This is a genomic window from Rhizobium sp. WYCCWR 11128 (genome assembly GCF_013416305.1).
Classification (GTDB): Bacteria; Pseudomonadota; Alphaproteobacteria; order Rhizobiales; family Rhizobiaceae; genus Rhizobium; species Rhizobium indicum.
This window is the reverse complement of sequence record NZ_JACCEZ010000001.1, coordinates 1,283,766-1,304,295: the sequence shown is the minus strand read 5'-3', so window position 1 is coordinate 1,304,295 and position 20,530 is coordinate 1,283,766. Positions and strand designations below refer to the sequence as shown.

The following is a 20,530-nucleotide window of genomic DNA, read 5'->3' as shown; positions in this document are numbered from 1 at the left end:
GTTTCGATGCCGATCAATATCACGATGCCCGCCCTCTCTCCGACCATGGAGGAAGGCAATCTTTCCAAATGGCTGGTCAAGGAAGGCGACAAGGTCAAGTCCGGCGATGTGATCGCCGAGATCGAGACCGACAAGGCGACGATGGAAGTCGAAGCCGTCGATGAAGGCACGGTCGCCAAGCTCGTCGTTGCCGCCGGCACCGAAGGCGTCAAGGTCAATGCGCTGATTGCGGTTCTCGCCGCCGATGGCGAGGATATCTCCGCTGCGGCAAGCAGTGCGGGTTCGGCCGCTCCGGCACCGAAAGCTGACGGTGCAGCCGCGCCGAAGGCCGAAGCTGCACCGGCTCCGGCCCAGTCTACTCCGGCTGCGGCTCCTGTAGCCGCCGCCGCAACCGCCTCAGCTTCATCTGATGGCAGCCGCGCCTTCTCTTCGCCGCTTGCCCGCAGGCTGGCCAAGGAAGCCGGTATCGATCTTTCGGCAGTCGCAGGCTCCGGCCCGCACGGCCGCGTCGTCAAGAGCGACATCGAGGCCGCCGTTGCCGGTGGCGGCGCCAAGGCTGCTGCGGCGCCCGCACCCGCTGCCGCCGCGCAGGCTCCGGCCGCTGCCGCACCGAAGGGCGCGTCCGAGGAAGCCGTGCTCAAGCTTTTCGAGCCGGGCTCTTACGAGCTCGTGCCGCATGACGGTATGCGCAAGACGATCGCCAGGCGCCTGGTCGAATCCAAGCAGACGATCCCGCATTTCTACGTCAGCGTCGATTGCGAGCTCGATGCGTTGCTGGCGCTGCGCGCCCAGCTGAACGATGCAGCTCCGCGCAAGGACAACGCTCCGGCCTACAAGCTCTCGGTCAACGACATGGTCATCAAGGCCATGGCACTGTCGCTGCGCGACGTTCCGGATGCCAATGTCTCCTGGACCGACAGCAACATGGTCAAGCACAAGCACGCCGATGTCGGCGTTGCTGTCTCGATCCCCGGCGGCCTGATCACCCCGATCATCCGCAAGGCCGAGGAAAAGACCCTGTCGACGATCTCCAACGAGATGCGCGATCTCGGCAAGCGGGCCAAGGACCGCAAGCTGAAGCCTGAGGAATATCAGGGCGGCACCAGTTCGGTCTCGAACATGGGCATGATGGGCGTGAAGAACTTCGCAGCCGTCGTCAATCCGCCTCATGCGACGATCCTCGCGGTCGGCGCCGGCGAACAGCGGGTCGTCGTCAAGAAGGGCGAAATGGCGATTGCCACCGTGATGTCAGTCACGCTCTCGACCGACCATCGCTGCGTCGATGGCGCGCTCGGCGCCGAGCTGCTCCAGGCCTTCAAGGGCTACATCGAGAACCCGATGGGCATGCTTGTCTGATAGCGTCGCGGAGGCGGAAATGACCAAGACCGTTCTTTGCTATGGTGACTCGCTGACCTGGGGTTATGACGCCGAGACGATCGGCCGTCATGATCACAAGAATCGCTGGCCGAGCGTGCTTCAGGCAGCGCTCGGCGGTGACGCGCGTATCATCGCCGAAGGCTTGAACGGTCGCACCACCGCTTTCGACGACCATCTCGCCGATTGCGACCGCAACGGTGCGCGCATCCTGCCGACGATCCTGCAAACGCATGCACCGCTCGACCTCGTCATCCTTCTGCTCGGCACCAATGACATGAAGCCGGTCGTGGCAGGCTCGGCCTTTGCCGCATGCCAGGGCATCAGCCGGCTCGTGCGGCTGATCCGCAATCATGCCTGGCCCTTCGAATTCGATGGGCCGGAGATTTTGATCGTGGCGCCGCCGGCGATCCGCGCGACGGGCAATGTGCCCTTCGCCGCATCGTTTCCCGGCGGCATCGAGGAATCGGCAAAGCTTGCAACGCTTTATCGTGATCTTGCCGACGAACTCGGTTGTGGCTTCTTCGACGGCAATTCGGTCGCCAAGACCACACCGATCGACGGCATTCACCTCGATGCGGAGAATACGCGTGCGCTTGGACGCGGGCTGGAATCGATCGTGCGGATGATGCTGGGGATCTGAGCATGACCTCCTTCATCGCCCTCCGGCAGGCCTCACGGCGGGATGCCTCGGAGCTGGCGATTCTGGCGGATATCGCATCGCGCGGTTTTGCCTCCTGGCTCTGGTTTGCCGGTGTGGAAAACGGCGTGAGCGACACGCCGCTGGAGCAGGGCCGGCTGAAGATGGGCGAGGAGGAGGCTGTCGGCGGCTGGCGGGATGCCGTCATTGCCGAGGCCTATGGCGAGGTCGCGGGTGTGGCGATCGGACATGCGCTGGGTGAGGGGATAGGCGATATCGAGGCGACTATTCCGGCAACCGCACCGATGCTTGTCTTGCAGAAGACGGTGGTCGGAAGCTGGTTCATCGGCAGTCTCGGAGTCTATCGCCATCTGCGCGGCATCGGCATCGGACGCAGGCTGCTGGACGATCAGATCGAAAGGGCCGATCGGCGGCCCGTCAGCCTGATCACCGCCAGCGACAACGAAGCGGCTTTGTCGCTTTATGGAAGAAACGGATTCCTGGAGGCTGCGCGCGCCGATGCCGTGCCGCTCTTCGAAAACAGCAAGAGACATGCGTGGGTGCTCATGACCCGCAGCGCAGCGTAACAAAGGCAGGAAACACATGGCTGAATCCTACGACGTCATCATCATCGGTTCGGGTCCTGGCGGCTATGTCGCTGCCATCCGTGCCAGCCAGCTCGGCCTCAAGACCGCGATCGTCGAGCGCGAGCATATGGGCGGCATCTGCCTGAACTGGGGCTGCATCCCGACCAAGGCGCTGCTGCGCTCGGCCGAGGTGCTCGACCACGCCAATCACTTCAAGGATTTCGGCCTCGTTCTCGAAGGCACGGTCAAGCCGGATGCCAAGGCCGTCGTCGGCCGCTCGCGCGCCGTCTCCGCTCGTCTGAATGCCGGCGTCGGCTTCCTGATGAAGAAGAACAAGATCGACATCATCTGGGGCGAGGCAAAGATCACCAAGCCCGGAGAGGTCGTCGTCGGCAAGTCGTCGAAGCCCGTCGTCGAGCCGCAGCACCCGCTGCCGAAGAACGTCAAGAGCGGCGAGGGTACCTATACCGCCAAGCATATCATCATCGCCACAGGCGCCCGTCCGCGCGCGCTGCCCGGCATCGAGCCGGATGGCAAGCTGATCTGGACCTATTTCGAGGCGCTGAAGCCGGATGTTCTGCCGAAATCGCTGATCGTCATGGGCTCGGGCGCGATCGGCATCGAATTCGCCAGCTTCTATCGCTCGATGGGCGTCGACGTCACGGTCGTCGAAGTCATGCCGACCATCATGCCGGTAGAGGATGCCGAGATCACGGCGATCGCCCGCAAGCAGCTTGAAAAGCGTGGCCTCAAGATCTTCACCAGCGCCAAGGTTTCGAAGGTTGAGAAGGGTGCCGGCAGCGTCACCGCTCATGTCGAGACGGCCGATAGCAAGGTGCAGCAGATCACTGCCGACCGGTTGATTTCGGCCGTCGGCGTTCAGGGCAATATCGAAAACCTCGGCCTCGAAGCGCTCGGCGTCAAGACCGACCGCGGCTGCGTCGTCATCGACGGCTACGGCAAGACCAATATCGCCGGCATCTATGCGATCGGCGATGTCGCCGGCCCGCCGATGCTGGCGCACAAGGCAGAGCATGAGGGCGTCGTCTGCGTCGAAAAGATCGCCGGCCTTCCCAATGTCCATCCGACCGACAAGGGCAAGGTCCCGGGCTGCACCTATTGCAATCCGCAGGTCGCCTCCGTCGGCATCACCGAAGCGAGGGCCAAGGAACTCGGCCGCGACATCCGCGTCGGCCGCTTCTCCTTCGCAGCGAACGGCAAGGCGATCGCGCTCGGCGAAGACCAGGGCATGGTGAAGGTGATCTTCGACAAGAAGACCGGCGAACTGCTCGGCGCCCATATGGTCGGCGCCGAAGTCACCGAGCTCATTCAGGGCTTCGTCGTCGCGATGAACCTCGAAACGACCGAGGAAGAGCTGATGCACACGATCTTCCCGCATCCGACCGTGTCGGAATCGATGAAGGAAGCGGTGCTCGATGCTTACGGCCGCGTGCTGAACGCTTGATAATTTCCAAATCCGCCCTGTATCACGGGGTGGCAAAGCCATCCCCCCGGAGTGGAAAGCCACTCCGGGGGGATGGAAAACAAGAAAGGAAATCATCATGTCTATGGAGACGCAGGCGTTGCTGGTGTTTTTGCTGATCGGCCTGGTTGCAGGCTTCCTCGCAAGCCTGGTCGTCGGTGGCGGCGGGCTGATAAGATGCCTGCTGAGCGGCATCATCGGCGCCTTCGTCGGCGGCTATCTGTTCAGCGCGCTCGGCATTTCGCTGGGCATTGAAAACGCGCTGGTCGTGCAGATCATCCACGCCACCGTCGGCGCCATCATTGTGGTTCTGATCGCAAGAGCGGTCGCTTGAGGCGTAACTGAGGGCCAACTTGAGGGTAGGGGAAGGCATGGAAAGCGTCGGCTGGATTTCGGCAATCATTATCGGCGGGCTTGCGGGCTGGCTCGCCGGCAAGCTGATGGAAGCGCGATACGGGATTTTCCTGAATATCGTGCTCGGCATTGTCGGCTCGGTCGTCGCAAGCGCCATCCTCGCGCAGTTTCATCTCGAGGTGGTCGGCGGGCGGCTCGGCTATTTCGTGACGGGTTTCCTCGGCGCCTGCTTGTTGATATTCCTTGCGCGGCTGGTGCGGCGCTAGATCCGAATGAGATTTGCCGCATAGGGGCGGTAGAAGGCTGAAACTGCAATGGTGACCATCCTCGATACGATCAATCCCGACGCCAAGCGCGTGCGGCATCCGGAGAAGGCGCATCGGCCGGACACGGAAGTCATGCGCAAGCCGGACTGGATTCGCGTCAAGGCGCCGACCTCCAAGGGTTATGCCGAGACCCGTGCGATTGTGAAGGAGCACAAGCTCGTCACCGTCTGCGAGGAGGCCGGCTGCCCGAATATCGGCGAGTGCTGGGACAAGAAGCACGCGACCTTCATGATCATGGGCGAGATCTGTACCCGCGCCTGCGCCTTCTGCAACGTCGCCACCGGCAAGCCGAATGCGCTCGACATGGCCGAGCCGGAGAATGTCGCCAAGGCGGTCAAGGAGATGGGCCTATCCCACGTCGTCATCACCTCGGTCGACCGTGACGACCTGGAGGACGGCGGCGCCGAACACTTCGAAAAGGTGATCTGGGCAATCCGTGCGGCCTCGCCGCTGACGACGATCGAGATCCTGACACCCGACTTCCTGAAGAAACCCGGTGCGCTGGAACGCGTCGTCGCCGCCAAGCCCGACGTATTCAATCACAATATGGAAACGGTGCCCGGCAATTATCTGACGGTTCGCCCCGGCGCCCGATACTTCCATTCCGTCCGTCTGCTGCAGCGGGTGAAGGAACTCGATCCCACCATGTTCACCAAATCGGGCATCATGGTCGGTCTTGGCGAAGAGCGAAACGAAGTCCTCCAGCTGATGGACGATCTGCGCACAGCCGATGTCGACTTCCTGACGATCGGCCAGTACCTGCAGCCGACCCGCAAGCACCACAAGGTCGAAAGCTTCGTCACGCCCGACGAGTTCAAATCCTACGAGACGGTCGCCTACAGCAAGGGCTTCCTGATGGTCGCCTCCAGCCCGCTGACCCGCTCTTCTCACCATGCCGGCGACGATTTTGCCCGGCTGAGAGCGGCGCGCGAGAAGAAGCTGTTGATCGCAGCCGAATAAGATCCATCACTTGCTTTTTGATTGCACCGCGGCGATTTTCGCCGCGGCACGAACCCGTCCTCCTTGGACATTCGGCTGCCGCGCACCAATTTCGTCGTCTGGGTCCGCATGCCCCGGCTTCTCTGCATCTGGGGCGCGATCAGCCGTTGGGCGAAATGGATCGGCCGTACCCGACCGGAAATGGCGCCGGGCTGCATCGAGAAGGTCGATTGGGAATTCCTCCGCTTCATCTGGACCTTCGAGGAGAAATTTGCGCCGCGCCTGGTCGCCGGCATCGCCGCACATGGCCCTGACGTGCCGGTCCTTCAGCTAAAATCCCGTCGCCAGATGCGCGAGCTTCTTGATCTTCTCGGCCGGCCCGATTAATTGCCGCTTATGCCGCAATTCGAAACGCACCGTCCCGTCCCGCACACGCCCGAGCAGATGTTCGATCTCGTCGCCGATGTCGAGCGTTATCCGGAATTCCTGCCGCTCTGCGAAGCGCTCGCCATCAGGAGCCGCAAGGAGCGCGACGGCAAGATCCTGCTCGTCGCCGACATGACGGTCGGCTATAAGGCGATCCGCGAGACCTTCACGACACAGGTGCTGCTCAACCGGGCCGAACACGTCATCGAGGTCAAATATATCGATGGCCCGTTCAAATATCTCGACAATCGCTGGCACTTCGCCGAGATCCCGTCCGGCGGCTGCACCGTCGATTTCTTCATCGACTACGAGTTCAAGAGCCGTATCTTGGGCGCGCTGATGGGCTCGATGTTCGACCGCGCCTTCCGCATGTTCACCGAAGCCTTCGAGACCAGGGCAAACAGGATCTACACGCCGGTTTGATGCGCGAACCCGCGTCAGGCAGCAAGGAGCGAGCGCACCATCTCCAGCGCCGTCCTGATCGTCGCCACCCGGACCTCGCTGCGGCCGATATCGCCATAAAGCATTTTCCGATGGATGAGCGCGCCGGAACGCGATTTAGCGGCAAGATGCACCAGGCCGACCGGCTTTTCCGCCGATCCGCCGCCGGGGCCGGCAATGCCCGTGACGGCAACGGCGATCCCGGCGCGTGAGCGGAAGAGGGCGCCATGCACCATCTGCCGCGCCGTTTCCTCGGAGACCGCCCCGAAGCGCAGCAGCGTTTCCGCCTGCACACCGAGCATCTCGATCTTTGCGCTATTCGTATAGGTGACGAAGCCGCGGTCGACGACGGCTGACGAACCCGAAATCTCCGTCAGCGCCCCGGCGATCAGCCCGCCGGTGCAGGATTCGGCGGTCGAGATCATCAGCCCTGCAGCCGTAAAGTCACGGATGATCGTCTCCGCCGTCGAAAGGATATCGTCGGGAAAAAGGCTCATCATTTCCTCCCGCGATAGACGACGGTCGCCGTGGCGATCGCCGCGATGCCTTCGCGCCGGCCGACGAAGCCGATCGTCTCGTTGGTCGTCGCCTTGACCGAGCAACGCTCGATATCGATGCCGAGATAATCCGACAGTTTCGTCCGCATGGCGTCGCGATGCGGGCCGACCTTCGGTGCCTCGGCGATCAACGAGACGTCGGCATTCATGATCGTGCCGCCGCGCTCGCGCACGATCCGGGCGGCATGCTCGATGAAGATCCGCGAAGGCGCGCCCTTCCATTGCGGGTCGGACGGCGGGAAATGATCGCCGATATCGCCGGCGCCGCAGGTGGCGAGCAGCGCGTCCGTCAGCGCATGCAGCGCAACGTCGGCATCGGAGTGACCTTTCAGCTTCTGGTCATGCGGAATGAACACGCCGCAGAGCGTTACGCCATCGCCCGCGACGAGCTGGTGCACGTCGTAGCCGTTGCCCGTGCGCACGTCTGGAAGCAGCGAAGACGAGAGCTTGTCGTCGGCCATGGCGATATCGTCTTTGACCGTCAGCTTGACGTTGTCGGCCGTGCCCTCGACGATCGTCACCGGAATGCCCAGCCATTCGGCGATCGAGGCATCGTCGGTAAAGTCGCTTCGTCCGCTCGCCGCCGCTTTCTCATGCGCCTCGAGGATCGTTTCGAAGGCGAAGGATTGCGGCGTCTGCGCAGCGTAAAGATGCTCGCGTGAAACCGTCGTCAGCACGGTGCCTGTGTTGTCGGCGCGTTTCAGCGTATCGGTGACCGGGATCGCCGGCAGGACCGCCTGCGCGCCGGCATCAAGGCTCTCGGCGATGCGATCGAGAAGCGCATGATCGAAGAACGGCCGCACGGCATCATGGATCAGCACATGGCTGATTTGCTTGTCCTTGAGGTATCTGAGGCCTGCAAGCACGGATTGCTGCCTGGTCGCACCCCCATGCACCGTTTCGATCGGCGTTGCCGAGATGATGTGGCGGAAGGCTCTCGCAAACAGCGCCTCGTCATCGGGATGGATGACGACGACGATCTCAGTTGCCGCTTCCCATGTCATGAAGTTTTCAAGCGTATGCACGATAACCGGCTTGCCGCCGATCATGCGATATTGCTTCGGGCCTTCCTTGGATGATCCCGCGCGCTCGCCGCGGCCGGCGGCAACAATGACAATTCCAGCCGATATCGGTTGCTTAGAAGGCATTTGCAGCATAAATCCCCTAAATTATGCGGAATTGACCGGAGTGCTCTAACGTCTTGCTTTGGCCTTTTCCAGCATCTGCCCGAAAAATATCAATTCCGGTTCCAGCCCCCTTGGCAAGCCAGGGAATAGTGGCTAAAAATAATGCAGTTCTATTGTGTGCCCGAAAGATAATCATTTGATTTCCAAGGACCTCGCAGCGCCTTTCCAAATCGGACCCGTGTCCGTGCGGAACCGCGTTGTACTGGCGCCGATGTCCGGCGTCACGGATATGCCCTTCCGCGAGCTTGCCTGGCGCTTCGGCGCCGGCCTCGTCGTCACCGAAATGGTGGCGAGCCGCGAGCTGGTCAATGACACGGCCGAATCCTGGTCGCGGCTGAGGGCTGCGGGCTTCCGGCCGCATATGGTGCAGCTTGCCGGGCGCGAGGCGCATTGGATGGCGGAGGCAGCCAAGATCGCCGCCGATCACGGCGCCGATATCATCGACATCAACATGGGTTGCCCGGCAAAGAAGGTGATCGGCGGTTATTCCGGCTCGGCGCTGATGCGCGATCCCGATCACGCGCTCGGTCTCATCGAGGCGACGGTCAAGGCCGTCGACATTCCTGTGACGCTGAAGATGCGCCTCGGCTGGGACGAGAATTCGATCAACGCGCCTGACATTGCGCACCGCGCCGAGGCGGCCGGCATCCAGCTTGTCACCATTCATGGGCGCACCCGCATGCAATTCTATGAAGGCCGGGCCGATTGGGATGCGATCCGCGCCGTCCGCGAGGTGATCTCCATTCCGCTGATCGCCAATGGCGATGTCGAAACCGCAGGCGATGCGCAGGAAATATTACGCCGCTCCGGCGCCGATGCCGTGATGATCGGCAGGGGCTGCCAGGGCAGGCCATGGCATGCCGGCGTCATATCAGGGGCGCCCGAGCCGCTACCGCAGGAGATCGCCGATATCGCCGTCGAGCATTACCGGATGATGCTGGATTTCTACGGCGAAGCGGTGGCAATCCGCCACGCCCGCAAGCATCTTGGCTGGTATCTCCAGCGTTTCGCGCCGGCTCTGTTGGGCGCTGAAAAGGCGGAGATTATGACCTCGCGCGATCCGCGCGAGGTGGCCGCGCGTCTTTACGATGCATTGGCAACCAGTGTTGTCGACAGCCGGGAGGCGGCATGAAGAAGGATATGACATCTCCGTCCGATCACACCGGCGGGACCGTCGCCATGGCCGTGTTGAACGCCATCCAGAACCCCGTCGTCATGGTCGACGAATCCGGCTTCGTCGTTTTCGCCAATTGGGAGGCGGAGGCCTTTTTCGGCGCCAGCGCCTCGCATCTGGCACGTTACCGCATCTCGACCTTCATTCCCTTCGGCAGCCCGCTGCTTGCCCTGATCGACCAGGTGCGCGAGCGCAAGGCGCCGGTCAACGAATATCGCGTCGACCTGAGTTCGCCTCGCCTGGGCCAGGATAAGCTCGTCGATCTCTACGTCGCCCCTGTGCTCAGCGAGCCCGGCGCCGTCGTCATCGTCTTTCAGGAACGGTCGATGGCCGACAAGATCGACCGGCAGCTGACGCATCGCGCCGCCGCCCGCTCGGTGACCGGCCTTGCCTCGATGCTGGCGCACGAGATCAAGAACCCGCTCTCCGGCATCCGCGGCGCCGCCCAGCTGCTCGAACAATCTGCGGACGACGACGATCGGGCGCTGACCCGGCTGATCTGCGACGAGACCGATCGCATCGTCTCGCTGGTCGACCGGATGGAAGTCTTTTCCGACGAACGCCCTGTGGACCGCATGCCGGTCAACATCCATTCCGTGCTCGATCATGTGAAGGCCGTCGCCAAGGCGGGTTTTGCTCGCAACATCCGGGTCACCGAGAGTTACGACCCGTCGCTGCCAGCCGTCTATGCCAATCGCGACCAGCTCGTTCAGGTCTTTCTCAATCTGGTGAAGAACGCCGCCGAAGCGGTCGGCGATCGGTCGGACGGCGAGATCATGCTGACGACGGCCTATCGCCCCGGCATCCGTCTTTCGGTCGCCGGCACGCGCGAAAAGATCTCGCTGCCGCTGGAATTCTGCGTCCACGACAACGGCCCCGGCGTTCCCCTCGATCTGTTGCCGCACCTCTTCGATCCCTTCATCACCACCAAGCCGAACGGCAGCGGCCTCGGCCTGGCGCTGGTCGCCAAGATCATCGGCGATCACGGCGGCATCATCGAATGCGATAGCCAGAACAGCCGCACGACATTCCGCGTTCTCATGCCGGCGTCGAAGGACGCCTCGCTCGAAGACGCCTCTATAGCAAGCTCGACAGGACCTTCTCGATGACAGCCACGATCCTCGTTGCAGATGATGATGCGGCCATCCGGACCGTGCTCAACCAGGCTTTGAGCCGCGCCGGTTATGACGTTCGCATCACCTCCAACGCCGCTACCCTCTGGCGCTGGATTTCGGCAGGCGAGGGCGATCTGGTCGTCACCGATGTGGTGATGCCCGACGAGAACGCCTTCGATCTGCTGCCGCGCATCAAGAAGGCGCGGCCCGACCTGCCTGTCCTCGTCATGAGCGCCCAGAACACCTTCATGACTGCCATCAAGGCCTCGGAAAAGGGCGCCTACGACTATCTGCCGAAGCCCTTCGATCTCACCGAGCTGATCGGCATCATCGGCCGTGCGCTGGCCGAGCCGAAGCGCAAGCCCGCCAAGCTTGAAGACGACATGCAGGACGGCATGCCGCTCGTCGGCCGGTCGGCGGCGATGCAGGAAATCTACCGCGTGCTTGCCCGCCTGATGCAGACTGACCTGACGCTGATGATCACCGGCGAATCCGGCACCGGCAAGGAGCTCGTCGCCCGCGCGCTGCACGATTACGGCAAGCGCCGCAACGGCCCGTTTGTCGCGATCAACATGGCGGCGATCCCGCGCGACCTGATTGAATCCGAACTCTTCGGCCATGAGAAGGGCGCCTTCACCGGCGCCCAGACCCGATCGACCGGCCGCTTCGAGCAGGCCGAGGGCGGCACGCTTTTCCTCGACGAGATCGGCGACATGCCGATGGACGCCCAGACGCGGCTCTTACGCGTCCTGCAGCAGGGCGAATATACCACCGTCGGCGGCCGCACGCCGATCCGCACCGATGTGCGCATCGTCGCCGCTACCAACAAGGACCTGAAGCAGGCGATCAACCAGGGCCTCTTCCGCGAGGATCTCTATTACCGCCTCAATGTCGTGCCGCTGCGCCTGCCGCCGCTGCGCGACCGCGCCGAGGACATTCCCGATCTGGTGCGCCATTTCATCCAGCAGGCGGAAAAGGAAGGCCTCGGCTCCAAACGCTTCGATCAGGAAGCGCTCGAACTGATGAAGGCCTATGCCTGGCCGGGCAACGTCCGCGAACTGGAGAACCTCATCCGCCGCCTGATGGCGCTCTATCCGCAGGATGTGATCACCCGCGAGATCATCGACGCGGAACTGCGTTCCGACGTGCCCGACAGCCCGATCGACAAGGGGCCGATGCGCAGCGGCTCGATGACGATCGCGCAAGCCGTCGAGGAGAACATGCGCAGCTATTTCGCAGGCTTCGGGGACAATCTGCCGCCGCCCGGCCTCTATGACCGTGTGCTGACCGAAATGGAATATCCGCTGATCCTCGCCGCCCTGACGGCGACGCGCGGCAACCAGATCAAGGCGGCCGATCTTCTCGGTCTCAACCGCAACACCTTGCGCAAGAAGATCAGGGAACTTGGCGTCTCGGTCTACAGGAGTTCCCGCACCGCCTGAGCCTGTTCGGGCTTGCACGGTGCTGCAGTGAGGTCTGAGAAGATCGCTCTCTGATCCTCATCCATCAGCGTTCCACGCAATACCGTTCGGCCGAGCGCATCGTCGATCTGCGAATTCACTTTGGAAAGAGGAACGTGAGCGCGAGCCGGAAGCCAAGTCCTTCCGGGCCGTTCTCCGGAGCGTCTGCCCAATAGCGGATACCTGCCGTCAGACTGATCGGCTGCTTATCGATGGTGATCAGCTTGGCGACTGCGAAGTTGATTGGCACCGACCAATTGTTCGTTTCCCAGTTATAGGTGGACTCAGTATTCAGCGAGAACGTCCAGGCGTCCTTGGTCGTGTAGGAGATGAACGGCTGGAGGAACGTCGAACTCACATCTTCCCGGTCGCTTTGACCAGCGAACGACCAGATGTGGTTCCCAAGAATGCCGTAAGTCCAGGGGCCGTCCTGTTTGAGAACGACTGCTGTCGGTCCAGCGCCCCATTTGCCGCCACCGAGGAGCTCGTCGGTCGCGGTGGGAAGGAGGAACACCGGTCCGGCACCCCAGACGATACCGGTCTCCGTCGGTTTAGCAGGGGAGAGAAAGAAACTCTGCAACGTGTCGCCGAGACCGAACTGCGTTCCTGATGGCCCGGCGATGTCGTTCTGCCATGTGACCGGGAGGATGGTCCTCGATATGAGGTTCCAGTCCTCGTTCAGAGAGAATGGAATGACAGGCTGGATGTTCAGCGTTGCCTTGTCACCATCTTCGGGACCGTAGCCGTGGTCATAGTTGAACTGGAACGGGACGCTGATCAGCGAAGCGATCGGATTCGACAGCTTCTTCGCGAGTTCTTCGCTCGACTGGGCGTTGGCTGCACCTGATGACAGAACCAGCGCCGCGGCAAGCTGCATCAGCCGAAAAATCATGAGCTTCATTGACGTCTCCACCGTACAAAACTCGATCTGCTGTCCCGGACGTCGTTCTCAGAAGTGGATGACGACGCCGAGGATCGGACCCTGCTCGACGACGTCGAAGACGAAGCCGTCGTTGTCGTAGTCGACGCCGAGTGCGCGGTATCCCGCAACGGCTGAGATCGTGTCGGTGAACTTGTAGCCGAGCGCGAGCGCCACATCCCAGTCGAGATCCGCGCCGCCGGCGCCGACGAGACCCCATCCTGTCAGATAGATCTCCGGCGTGAAGAAGTAGTTGCCTCGGACGCCCACCAGACCGTCGACCCAGGTCGCGCTGTCATCTTGCTCGACGCCACCGAGGATCCCGCCACTGAAGGAGATGTTGGTGTCGACCGACCACACCCGGATGCCGCCGACGACATCGAGGTGTCCCGACTGGTCCTCCAGCACCGAGTAGCCGACCCCGAGAAGTCCGGCGAAGGTCTTTGAGGTGACGTCGACGCTGTCGGCGAGGATGCCAAGCGGCGTATTCGCGTCTGCGCCAAGCTTGGTGTAGATGATGTCGCCGAAGATGCTGAACCGGTCGTACCGCGCTTCCCCCGCGGCCATGAAGGCGAAATCGAGGTTCTGCAGGATGTCGTCGAAATCGGAGTCGATATGAACCTCCGGCAATCCGAACTGTGCAATGTCTCCGGATATCCCCGCCATCCAGAAATACGGCGCGACGGTGAACGTCCAACCGCTCGGGCTCTCGACCACTTTGGCATCGGGTGTCAGCGGCGTCGGATCGGCTGCCCAGGCGGGCGAGGAGGCTACGAGACCCGCGCAAAGGACCGCCGCGCGTAGAAGAAAAGCCGTCATGAAACTCCCCCTGCGTTGTCGGTCTCCATCGTGGTCGCCGACGAATCGAACATATCATCGATCTCCGCTCAACTCTGGCGCAACACCCGCCTGCGGATAAGTATGTTACAGTAATATCTGTCTGTCTGCGGCATTGCCGCGCTCGTCCTGCCGATGTCGGAGTTAGGGCTTGCAGCTCGGCGTTGGCCGTACCTCGTCGCAGTTTTTCAAAATTGCTGGCTGCGGTTTGGCAGTGCCCATCAGGCCACTGACCTGGCCGGCGTAATTGTCCCGCGTGTCCTGATCGACAGCAGCGACGGGAGCGGCAAGGATCAGTCCAGCAACGTTCCCGGCTGCCGCCGCCGTTCCGGTTGTCGCCACCAGAATCTGGTCGCCAAGTCCAATCCTGCTGTCGGTGAGCGTCTGCCCCTCCGAGATGCGTGATCCGATGAGCTGAACGATCTGCGGCGATTCCGCGAATTTGCCGTGGTTCATCCGATCGCCAGATTTGATCTTGGTGAGATCGATCACCACGATCTTGTTGGCCTCGAACTCCGCCTTGTAGCGCGCCTGTTCGGGATCGATGGCTCCAAGTCGGGATACGTCACCCCAGACCCGACGCGAGAACGCCAGTGCACGGTCGTCACGGGATACGAACAAGGTGAACTGCGGATGCTGTTTGCCCATGTCGCCGATCTGCTGGCGGAACACGTCGACATCGACGTCCGGAGCCGCGAGCATGACATTCTTGAACTTGGCGGGCAGTCGGCCATTACGAATGGCCATCTGGCGCAGCGATTCCAACGCCAGCCAGTTCCCCATGGAATGAGCGAGGATGGACACCTCCTTCACTTCCGGATCCTTTGCGAGATACTGGAAGAGTGTCTCCAGAGCATTTCGCGTATAGTTCGTGCTCTCCCGATCATAGCCGTAGGCGAGAAGGCTGCCACGCGACGGCCAGGTCACCAGCACGGGAGCGCTGTGCACACCTGAGTCCTGAACGATCTGGGCGAAGCGGTAGACGGAGTCTTCGAACCGATTGTTGAAACCATGGATGAACACCAGGACACTGTGGTCGGGGCTCTTGCGGACGCTGGCGCTCAGCCAGCGTTTGGCCTCATCGATATTGAGATCGTCGGCCTTTAAAGTCGCGAAATCTGTCGCCGGATTGGAGGGAAGCCTCTTTGGCCAGGCGACCTCTCCCTCCTTGCGGATCGTGTTCGGTGGGATGGACACGGTGATATCGGCGAATGCCGGGGTCCGCGCCCGTTCTCCGTTGAACATCTCTCCTGGCACCGGAGACCTGCTGCGTGTCGTGGCGATCAGCAAGTTGACCTTGGTCGACTTCGGAGACGTGTCTGCAACAGGCGTCATCACATCCTTCGGATGACCGCCGCACCCAGGCAGAATGACGATCAATGCGCACAGCAGAAGCCACCGAACATACCCGGCAACTATCGACCCTATTCCCGTGTTGTTTTTGCTTCCCACCGATTTCCCTCATGCTGGGCGCTTGTCGAATGCGTTCGCCGGGCCTGTTTTTCTAGCAATAATAGACGCCGACGGCGCAACGCCGGACCTGTTTTTCTAGCAATAATAGACGCCGACGGCGCAACGCCGGACCGTGCGGCGCGCAACTCCAGCGACACTCACCGGCGTCAGCGGGCGGCCGATCCTGGCCTCTGCCGGCGTGAAGACGCCATTCAGTCCCGGAATCGAAAGTCCGTTTCCAAGTTCGAGGCCGGACACGCCGATCGCCGCAGCAAGCAGCAGGAGTTTCAGTTTTCTGACGACGGTCATTTGGTGCCTCCCATGGCAAAGTGATCAGGAAGCTCGTCAATATCGGCAAGCTTCGTCAGGTCGACTTGGCGTTCGTGGTGTTTTTGAAACCGAAATCGTTGGCAACGACATCGGTGCCTGTCTTCCAGTCACTGATCTGGATGCTGTATTGTGGGCCTTGATCCACCTGGCTTGCGGTAATGACATATCGACAGGGATACGGATGCTCGCCTTGAGCGATCCATATCTGCCAGTCGACTTCCTTGGTGCGGAATGCAAGGTGGTCGCATTCGACGCCGCCGATGACACCGCTGCCGAGGTCCTTGACGTCGACCACGTCGCGCATCAGCTCGTCATAGGCATCCGGGAGCAGAAGATCGGCACCCGGTATGGGTCTATGGAGCTTGTCCCGCAATTCGTCGATCAGGTGATTTATGGTGCCTGGGACTTCTGCCTGGGCATAGAGGTTGGCGTTCTTGCCGAGCAGCGAGAGCGTCTTGCCGTCGAATGCGACCTCAACGTTGGCGAACCCACCAAACCGGGTAACCTGGAGTTTATCCGGTCGGCCCATTTCGATCTTGCCGGAACTTGCCAGCAGAAGCTTCTGATGGTCGACGGTGACCACCTCCAGGTTGGTGTCATACGAAAAGGAGATCGCCTTTTCTGCGGCCAGGTAGTCGGACATGGTTTTCACCAGCTTCTTGGCGTCTGCGTCGGCAGCGCTTGCGGCCGATCCACATCCCAAGATGATCATCAAGCCGAGTGCCGCGGACGACACCGCCGCCACGGCAGGGTGCAAGGCTCGCTGCGGTGCTTTGGTCATCGACGAATCCCTTCTAAATGGTTTGGTCGGACGACTGAGGTCGCTCCCTGGGTCTCGGCCATGAAAGAACGATTATCAGCGACCACAGCCTACACGGAGACGACGGCGTGCGCGTGTAACCATCGGGTATGTTCTGTGCTAGTTGTCCTGACAGCAGCGCTACCGCGGCTGAAGGGCCTTGGAACCGTCGATCGGCAGCGACATCGTCGCCTGCACCTCGTCCATCGCAGGAAGCCCGGCCGTTCGCAGATCGGCAATCATCCGTGCCCGATCCTGTGGCTGGAAATTGCGCGCCTTGAGTTCGGCCACGATGCTCGGAATGAAGTCGGGTCTCATTTCGTTGAACCGCGAGGCCTCGTTGCGGGCGTCCTCGATCATTCCGGCGTCGACGTAGATGACGGCAGCCACCGCATGGAATAGCGGGAACTTCTGCAGGTCCGCCTGCCTGATCTCGATGACCGCGGTCTTGTCGTCGTGCAGCATGTAGGCTGCAAGTGCGCGCGTTCCGCGATAGTAGCCGCCGCCGGCAGGGTTGAGAGCAATGGCACGATCCAGCAGCGCTGCCCCGCGCTGCCATTCCCCGCTCATCGCCACCCGGGTACCAAACTCTCCTAGCAATTCGGTGTCGTTCGGATTGGTCGCAAGTGCCCGTTCGCCGATCTGAAGTGCCTCCGGAACCCGCTGGCTGAAAAACAACGCCGTCATCAACGCCTGAAGGGCGCGGGTGTTGCCGGGATCCAGTTGAATGGCACGGCGGGCGGCCTGAAAGCTGCGATCTATCGGCGCGGACGAAATGGGCTTCCGATTGAACCTGAAACGATCCTCGTCGAGATAGAGGATGGACAACATCGCCCAGGCGGTCGCAAAGGATGGATAGCGGGCGACAGCGCTTTCGAGGCAGTTTCGAACCTCTTCGTGCCGCTCGATGCTCAACTCGGCACGGTAAGTGTAAAAGCTCAGCGTGCAGCCGTAGATGCCAAGATCATCAGGCGGCGGGTTGGAGACATCGGCCTGGGCCATGATGCCATAGGGCTGCGCCACGGCGGTCGCAACCTTGTTTGCGACGTCGGACTGGATGGTGAACAGGTCGCGGACGCCGATGTTGTCGTCGTAGGTCTGCGACCAGAGGATCTCATCGGTCTGCGTGTCGAGCAGACGTGCCGTCACACGCACTCGGCTTCCGGAGACGCGAACACCGCCTGCCAGCAGGAAGCGTGCGCCAAGTTCTCCGCGAATCCGCGATGTCTCCACCTCTGGCGGCAACGATCTGGATGTCTCGCGACCGAAGACTTTGATCTCCTTGAAGCGGGGAAGGGCGGTGAGGAGTTCCTCGGTGAGGCCTGTCGTATAGAGTTCCGCCTGAGGACCATCACCGAGATTAGCAAATGGAGCGATCACCAATGTCGGTCCATCAGATCCTGTAATGTCGGCAGCCGCGAAGGGCCAGATCGAGCCAAATCGAATGGAGGTCAAGCCAGCCAGAGCTGAAGTGCCGCCCACGATCACGATCAATCCAAGAGCCACTGCCCACATATGCCGTCTTAAGCCGGGAAAAAGGGAATAGGCGCGCTCCGACGGCAGACTTTGGTCTTCAGCATCGGAATTGTCAGCAATCGGATTATTCCAGGCAAAGGTCGGCACGTAACCGCCTTTCGGAATGTCTATTCGGATCGGATCGCGTTGACCCGCTGTAAAATAATAGCGCTCGAGCACCCGCCTGAGCCTTCCGGCCTCGATCCGAACAACCGGATCATCCTGCGTGAAGCCGTTGGGGCGCTTGAAAACCTCGACGGCGATAGAGTAACCCTTGATCCGGTCTGCGCGGCCTGCAAGCGTCTCCTCCACGGCATAGGTAAGAAATGCAGCACTCCGACCGATATGCGGAAATTGCGGGCTGGTAACGATTCGCTCAAGCTGAGCCCGAACATCATCGTGGGTCGGGGGTGGTCGCGTCGAATCCGGCGCGATATCGCGCCTTGATGGCAATGAATCCTGCACGACTTGCTCCTCACCCGCTCTTGAGGGACGTGACTACCGGAGATTTTATTAACTACCACTTTTGTAACCTACCGCAGAAACTGATCCTCGTCCATCAAAGGCACCGTATCAGGCCCGTTCGACGACTTCGCAGATCGAGGGAAGGGGACTTCAGGCGCGTGAACTGCAGAAGCGGACATCGCGTCTTCGCCGCCTCGTAGCAGCCCGCGACCCAAAGCGGCCAAAGCCGTAAATGACCACCCAAGGTGCCACGACGACTCGGTCTAACGCGCCCGCCAGATAGCGAGCAAGCACCACAGGGAAGTCGCCGCGTGATAGAGGATCGCAGGCCACAACAGGACGCCGATCATCTCCAGAACGAGGGCGGAATAGGTCAAGACGGCCGTGGTCAGGAAATTGTAGAGCGTCACTCCGACGAGGAGCCCCAGGGTGCCTTGCCTGTCTTCGGCGTCACGCGCACCCCAGCTTGCCGCGGCAAGAGCGAGCAGCGCCGCACCGCAGATCCGCCCTATCAGTGGTGCCTCTGAAGCGACCTGCTTTGTGTCAAACAGCAGAACGAAGAGGATCGACGGCGCCACGACAAGCCCCAGTCCCATCGCACCTTCTGCGATCGCAAACAGGGTCAGAAGCGTGCGTCGGTGAGCTGTGTTCATGGCGCAGAATCCCCGGGCCCGGTCAACGTCACTTTCGGCACGGGCCGCCTTGACGATGGGGCGCTCTGCGCTGGACCTCTTGCCCCAAGGTCGCGGCTGAAGTTCCGTCTTCAAGCTGCTCAGCTTGCCGTCGAAGGCGAATGGTGCCTGGTAGTCGTTATCGTCGACACCGGTTCCGCGTGATGTGGACCGTTTTATTTGGGGAGGGTATGGCGCATATCGCGTGCGCGCCAGTAACATACAGTATGCACTGTTGATCCGCGTTCGCTCCAACGGTCACATTGGAGACCGCGTTGCGGACCCGATTTCCGACCGACGGCCGAACGGTTGATCGTCCCGCTGCCGCGGCGTCGGACTGACAGATACTACGGTATGATACGCGCAAAGCTCTCTTGGAGCGAATATTGTTGCGGACGGGCGCTGGTCTGGGCCGGACATCGCTTCGCCTGCCGGTCCATGTTTCCGACAGAGGGTTCATCATGAACACCAATCCAAAGCAGGCCTATCTCACGGCGGTGTTGGTCAGCACCACATTTTTCGCGGCCACGATCGTCCAGGCGGCGGAGACGCTGCCATCCTGGAACGATGGCAAGGCCAGACAATCGATCCTCGACTTCGTCGCCAAGGTGACCAAGGAAGGCTCGCCGGAATTCGTCCCGCCCGCAGAGCGCATCGCCACCTTTGACAATGATGGGACGCTCTGGGCCGAGCAGCCGCTCTATTTCCAGCTTTTCTTCGCGCTGGAGCGGGTCAAGGTTCTCGCACCCGAACATCCGGAATGGAAGACGAAGGAGCCTTTCGCATCCGTATTGAAAGGTGATCTGAAGAGTGCGCTTGCGGGCGGCGCTCCGGCGCTGCTTGCAATCGTCGGAGAGACGCAGGCGGGTCTGACGACCGACGAATACGCAACGGTCGTCAAGGAATGGCTTGCTACAGCCAGGAACCCCAAGACGGACAAGCTGTTCACCGAGATGGCGTATCAGCCGATGGTGGAGCTTCTCGACCATCTGCGTGCCAACGGCTTCAAGACCTTCATCGTCTCTGGTGGCGGCAACGAATTCATGCGCACCTTCGCCGACGAGACCTATGGCATTCCACCCGAACAGGTGATCGGCAGCAGCGGCAAGCTGCAGTTCGAGCTGCGCGACGGAAAGCCCGCCCTCGTGAAGCAGCCCGAACTGTTTTTCTATGACGACAAGGATGCCAAACCGATCGCCATCCAGACTTTCATCGGCCGCCGACCCATCGCTGCGTTTGGCAATTCAGACGGCGACCTGCAGATGCTTCAATGGACGTGTAGCGGTCCTGGTGCACGCTTCTGCCTCTATGTGCATCACACCGACGCCGAGCGCGAATTTGCCTATGACAGGAAGTCCAGCATCGGCCAGCTCGACAAGGGCCTGGACGAAGCACATGCTCAGGGGTGGACGGTTGTCAACATGAAGGACGATTGGAAGACCATCTATCTGACCGATCAGAAGTAACCGTCTTTGATGC

The 20,530-nt window shown here is 61.4% G+C and carries 21 protein-coding genes and 1 pseudogene; 13 read left to right on the top strand and 9 right to left on the bottom strand.

Annotated features, from left to right (window positions below):
• The first annotated feature begins 6 nt into the window (after positions 1 to 6).
• From HX898_RS06325 to HX898_RS06285, 9 genes are all read left to right on the top strand, one after another.
• Positions 7 to 1,356 (top strand): pyruvate dehydrogenase complex dihydrolipoamide acetyltransferase, encoded by a 1,350-nt coding sequence (locus HX898_RS06325; protein WP_180194244.1) that lies wholly within the window; start codon positions 7 to 9, stop codon positions 1,354 to 1,356.
• 19 nt (positions 1,357 to 1,375) lie between these two features.
• The gene (locus tag HX898_RS06320; protein ID WP_180194243.1) at positions 1,376 to 2,017 is read left to right on the top strand and encodes an SGNH/GDSL hydrolase family protein; all 642 of its coding nucleotides are present in this window, start codon (positions 1,376 to 1,378) and stop codon (positions 2,015 to 2,017) included.
• 2 nt (positions 2,018 to 2,019) lie between these two features.
• A complete protein-coding gene (locus HX898_RS06315) occupies positions 2,020 to 2,601 on the top strand; it encodes a GNAT family N-acetyltransferase (RefSeq protein WP_138329606.1) in 582 nt (193 codons plus the stop codon).
• A 16-nt stretch (positions 2,602 to 2,617) separates the two neighbouring features.
• Positions 2,618 to 4,066, top strand: a complete 1,449-nt coding sequence (lpdA, locus tag HX898_RS06310) for a dihydrolipoyl dehydrogenase (protein ID WP_180194242.1) — start codon at positions 2,618 to 2,620, stop codon at positions 4,064 to 4,066.
• A 97-nt stretch (positions 4,067 to 4,163) separates the two neighbouring features.
• The gene (locus HX898_RS06305; RefSeq protein ID WP_003539329.1) at positions 4,164 to 4,418 is read left to right on the top strand and encodes a GlsB/YeaQ/YmgE family stress response membrane protein; all 255 of its coding nucleotides are present in this window, start codon (positions 4,164 to 4,166) and stop codon (positions 4,416 to 4,418) included.
• Between the two features lie 37 nt (positions 4,419 to 4,455).
• Positions 4,456 to 4,704: a GlsB/YeaQ/YmgE family stress response membrane protein gene (locus tag HX898_RS06300; protein ID WP_003539331.1), complete on the top strand. Its 249-nt coding sequence runs from the start codon at positions 4,456 to 4,458 to the stop codon at positions 4,702 to 4,704.
• Between the two features lie 48 nt (positions 4,705 to 4,752).
• Complete coding sequence (gene lipA / locus HX898_RS06295; protein WP_138329602.1) at positions 4,753 to 5,724, top strand: lipoyl synthase; 972 nt, start codon at positions 4,753 to 4,755, stop codon at positions 5,722 to 5,724.
• A 63-nt stretch (positions 5,725 to 5,787) separates the two neighbouring features.
• Positions 5,788 to 6,090, top strand: a complete 303-nt coding sequence (locus tag HX898_RS06290) for a hypothetical protein (protein ID WP_281411917.1) — start codon at positions 5,788 to 5,790, stop codon at positions 6,088 to 6,090.
• Between the two features lie 9 nt (positions 6,091 to 6,099).
• A complete protein-coding gene (locus HX898_RS06285) occupies positions 6,100 to 6,552 on the top strand; it encodes a type II toxin-antitoxin system RatA family toxin (protein WP_129420805.1) in 453 nt (150 codons plus the stop codon).
• A 14-nt stretch (positions 6,553 to 6,566) separates the two neighbouring features.
• On the opposite strand, the gene HX898_RS06280 is transcribed toward HX898_RS06285, so the two are convergent.
• Positions 6,567 to 7,070, bottom strand: a complete 504-nt coding sequence (locus HX898_RS06280; protein ID WP_171598834.1) for a CinA family protein — start codon at positions 7,068 to 7,070, stop codon at positions 6,567 to 6,569.
• Complete coding sequence (locus HX898_RS06275) at positions 7,067 to 8,284, bottom strand: bifunctional 2-C-methyl-D-erythritol 4-phosphate cytidylyltransferase/2-C-methyl-D-erythritol 2,4-cyclodiphosphate synthase (protein WP_171598833.1); 1,218 nt, start codon at positions 8,282 to 8,284, stop codon at positions 7,067 to 7,069. The genes HX898_RS06280 and HX898_RS06275 overlap by 4 nt, the downstream gene beginning before the upstream one ends.
• A gap of 145 nt (positions 8,285 to 8,429) precedes the next feature.
• On the opposite strand from HX898_RS06275, the gene dusB reads away from it, so the two are divergent.
• Genes dusB through ntrC form a run of 3 tightly spaced genes read left to right on the top strand, consistent with a single transcriptional unit; the run spans position 8,430 to position 12,045 of the window.
• Positions 8,430 to 9,446, top strand: coding sequence for a tRNA dihydrouridine synthase DusB (gene dusB / locus HX898_RS06270; RefSeq protein WP_173883528.1), 1,017 nt, complete (start codon positions 8,430 to 8,432; stop codon positions 9,444 to 9,446).
• The gene (locus HX898_RS06265; RefSeq protein ID WP_138389259.1) at positions 9,443 to 10,597 is read left to right on the top strand and encodes a nitrogen regulation protein NR(II); all 1,155 of its coding nucleotides are present in this window, start codon (positions 9,443 to 9,445) and stop codon (positions 10,595 to 10,597) included. Before dusB ends, HX898_RS06265 begins: the two co-directional genes overlap by 4 nt.
• Positions 10,594 to 12,045, top strand: coding sequence for a nitrogen regulation protein NR(I) (ntrC, locus tag HX898_RS06260; protein ID WP_003539347.1), 1,452 nt, complete (start codon positions 10,594 to 10,596; stop codon positions 12,043 to 12,045). The genes HX898_RS06265 and ntrC overlap by 4 nt, the downstream gene beginning before the upstream one ends.
• 115 nt (positions 12,046 to 12,160) lie before the next feature.
• Here the strand turns inward: ntrC and HX898_RS06255 are convergent, their stop codons facing one another.
• The 7 genes and pseudogenes from HX898_RS06255 to HX898_RS06225 all read right to left on the bottom strand — a co-directional run bounded on the left by HX898_RS06255 (position 12,161) and on the right by HX898_RS06225 (position 19,033).
• Positions 12,161 to 12,955: a transporter gene (locus tag HX898_RS06255; protein WP_246697897.1), complete on the bottom strand. Its 795-nt coding sequence runs from the start codon at positions 12,953 to 12,955 to the stop codon at positions 12,161 to 12,163.
• A 57-nt stretch (positions 12,956 to 13,012) separates the two neighbouring features.
• Positions 13,013 to 13,801 carry a hypothetical protein gene (locus HX898_RS06250; protein ID WP_180194241.1) on the bottom strand — a complete coding sequence of 263 codons (789 nt, stop codon included), beginning with the start codon at positions 13,799 to 13,801 and terminating at the stop codon, positions 13,013 to 13,015.
• Positions 13,802 to 13,963: 162 nt separating this feature from the next.
• On the bottom strand, positions 13,964 to 15,154 hold the full coding sequence (locus HX898_RS06245; protein ID WP_210273052.1) for an alpha/beta hydrolase: 1,191 nt from the start codon (positions 15,152 to 15,154) through the stop codon (positions 13,964 to 13,966).
• Between the two features lie 213 nt (positions 15,155 to 15,367).
• Positions 15,368 to 15,580, bottom strand: a complete 213-nt coding sequence (locus HX898_RS06240) for a hypothetical protein (RefSeq protein WP_138329586.1) — start codon at positions 15,578 to 15,580, stop codon at positions 15,368 to 15,370.
• A pseudogene (locus HX898_RS06235) lies at positions 15,577 to 16,382 on the bottom strand (DUF2092 domain-containing protein). The gene HX898_RS06240 and the pseudogene HX898_RS06235 overlap by 4 nt, the downstream one beginning before the upstream one ends.
• Before the next feature lie 159 nt (positions 16,383 to 16,541).
• The gene (locus tag HX898_RS06230; RefSeq protein ID WP_180194240.1) at positions 16,542 to 18,380 is read right to left on the bottom strand and encodes an adenylate cyclase; all 1,839 of its coding nucleotides are present in this window, start codon (positions 18,378 to 18,380) and stop codon (positions 16,542 to 16,544) included.
• Between the two features lie 263 nt (positions 18,381 to 18,643).
• Positions 18,644 to 19,033, bottom strand: a complete 390-nt coding sequence (locus HX898_RS06225) for a hypothetical protein (RefSeq protein WP_180194239.1) — start codon at positions 19,031 to 19,033, stop codon at positions 18,644 to 18,646.
• A 479-nt stretch (positions 19,034 to 19,512) separates the two neighbouring features.
• Here HX898_RS06225 and HX898_RS06220 point away from each other — a divergent pair, with 479 nt between their 5' ends.
• The gene (locus HX898_RS06220; protein WP_180194238.1) at positions 19,513 to 20,517 is read left to right on the top strand and encodes an HAD family hydrolase; all 1,005 of its coding nucleotides are present in this window, start codon (positions 19,513 to 19,515) and stop codon (positions 20,515 to 20,517) included.
• The last annotated feature ends 13 nt before the right edge of the window (positions 20,518 to 20,530 follow it).